2 protein-coding genes and 1 pseudogene are annotated in these 2,060 nt (G+C 69.4%); 2 read left to right on the top strand and 1 reads right to left on the bottom strand.

Annotated elements, in window-relative coordinates:
* Positions 1-549 carry a hypothetical protein gene (locus tag WBA11_RS09730; protein WP_424520504.1) on the bottom strand — a complete coding sequence of 183 codons (549 nt, stop codon included), beginning with the start codon at positions 547-549 and terminating at the stop codon, positions 1-3.
* Positions 550-651: 102 nt separating this feature from the next.
* Here WBA11_RS09730 and WBA11_RS09725 point away from each other — a divergent pair, with 102 nt between their 5' ends.
* Together WBA11_RS09725 and WBA11_RS09720 are read left to right on the top strand one after the other, a co-directional pair.
* Positions 652-1,626, top strand: coding sequence for an ABC transporter ATP-binding protein (locus tag WBA11_RS09725; protein WP_424520503.1), 975 nt, complete (start codon positions 652-654; stop codon positions 1,624-1,626).
* Positions 1,627-1,705: 79 nt separating this feature from the next.
* Positions 1,706-2,060, top strand: a pseudogene (locus WBA11_RS09720) (ABC transporter permease); the annotation flags it as partial.

Below are 2,060 nucleotides of genomic sequence, written 5' to 3'. Positions count from 1 at the left end.
CTAGAGGCCGAGTGCTCGGAACGTCGACGGCGACTCGTAGCGGGCCTCGAAGGTGCCCCGCGCGGCGCCCTCGACGAACCCGCTGCTCGGCCCGACGCGGACGCCCTCGGCGATAAACTCGTAGGAGCCGACCAGGAAGCCGTAGCCGTCCACGCGCGTGATGGCGAGGGTGCCGTCGACGCCGTTCAAAACGGAGCCCTCGGCCTCGAGGGGCTCGTCGGCGTCCTCGACGCGCGCGATGGTCGCGTTGAACGCGCGGTCCGGGTCGTTGTCGACGCCGTAGGCGCCTGCGCCGGGGCGGTCGCCGGGGCGGCGGAAGAGGACGTAGTCGTACGCGTCGAGGTCGGAGTCGTACAGGTCGCCCACGAACAGGCCGAGCACGAACTCGGGGCCGTTCGGCCCGTCGAGGACGGTGTAGACGGCCTCGCCATCGACGGCGCGGGCCTGCGATCCGATCTCGGTCGTCCCGACGAACTCGCCGAGCAAGCTGTCGTCGGAGTCGCAGCCGGCGACGGAAAGGGCGACCAGGAGGACGAGAGAGAGACGCATCACAGAGAGGGGGAAGGGTGTGGCCCGATGCGTCGGTAACCTCCGGCACGACGAGCCGTAGTGCTCTCAGTCCCGATCCGTTCCGCGCCCGACGCTCGTCCTATGACCCCCGTCCTCCGTCTCGAAAACGTGACCAAGCGGTATGGTCAAACGGTCGCCGTCGACGACGTCTCGTTTCGGGCCGAGCCCGGACGGCTGTTCGGCTTGCTCGGTCCCAACGGCGCCGGCAAGACGTCGACCATCCGTATGGTCACGTTCATCACGACGCCCGACGTCGGCACGATCACGTTGGGTGACGAGCCCGTCGGTCCAGGGACGCAGCGCCGGATGGGGTACCTGCCCGAAGAGCGCGGCTTGTACCGCAAGCTCAAGGTCGAGGAACAGCTCGTCTACCTCGCCCAGCTCAAGGGCATGCCCGAGCGCGACGCCAAGGCCGCCGTCACCCGGTGGCTCGAGCGGTTCGACGCGTCCGATTGGGCGGGGAAGAAGACCGAGGAGCTCTCGAAGGGCCAGCAGCAAAAGGTCCAGTTCGTCGCCACGATGGTCCACGACCCGAGCCTGGTCATCCTCGATGAGCCGTTCTCCGGCTTGGACCCGATCAACGCCGACCTGCTGGTCGAGGTCATCGGCGAGCTACGCGAGGACGGTAAGACGGTCCTGTTCGCGAGCCACCGCATGGAGTCCGTCGAGGCCCTGTGCGACGACCTGTGCCTGATGGCTGGCGGCCGCGTCGTCTTGGAGGGGCCGCTGCGCGAGGTTAAGCGCCGGTTCGGCCGGGACACAGTCTCGGTCGAGTTCGTCGGCGACGGCGCGTGGCTGTCCGTTCTCGAGGGTGCCGACGCGGTCCGCGTGCTCAACCGAACCGAGGGGCGGGCGGAGCTCCGGCTGACCGGCGCTAAGCCACGCGATGTCTTGGAGGCCGCGCTCGCCGGCTCGTCCGAGGTCGACCGGTTCGAGGTCCACGAGCCGCCGCTCGCCGAGATCTTCCGCCAGGCCGTTCAGGGTTCAGAGGTTCAGGGTTCACCGCCCGAAGCCTCGAGGACGGCATCCGGCACAGCGCTCCCGATCGAACCCTAGCGGCCGTCGTCCGCGAACGCCCACGGAGCCATACCCCGACCGCGCAGCGAAGGCGCAGCCAACCGAGAACCCCGAACCCTTGAACAAAATCGCCCTCATTGCCAAGAGCGAGTACCTCCGCCGCGTCCGCTCCAAGTGGTTCATCGTCGCGACGCTCGGCGTGCCGTTCCTGGCCATCGCCGCGTTCGCGCTCCCAGCCCTGGCGTTCTCCGACGACGACGAGCCGTCGCGTGTCGCCGTCGTGGACGACGCCGGGCTCTTCGCCGACCTCGAGGCCGCCGTCGGCGACGGGGCCGACCTCGAGGTCGCGGACGCCCCGCTCGACACGTTGCGCGCTCGCGTCCTCGAGGGCGACCTGGACGGCGTCCTGGTGCTGCCCGCTGGGATCGACACGCTCGAGGACGTCCGGGCGACGTACTACGCCAAGAGCGGGC

This window comes from Rubrivirga sp., from assembly GCF_049648075.1.
GTDB lineage: Bacteria > Bacteroidota > Rhodothermia > Rhodothermales > Rubricoccaceae > Rubrivirga.
Note: the sequence above shows the minus strand (reverse complement) of the source record. Positions and strands in the feature narration are given on the sequence as shown.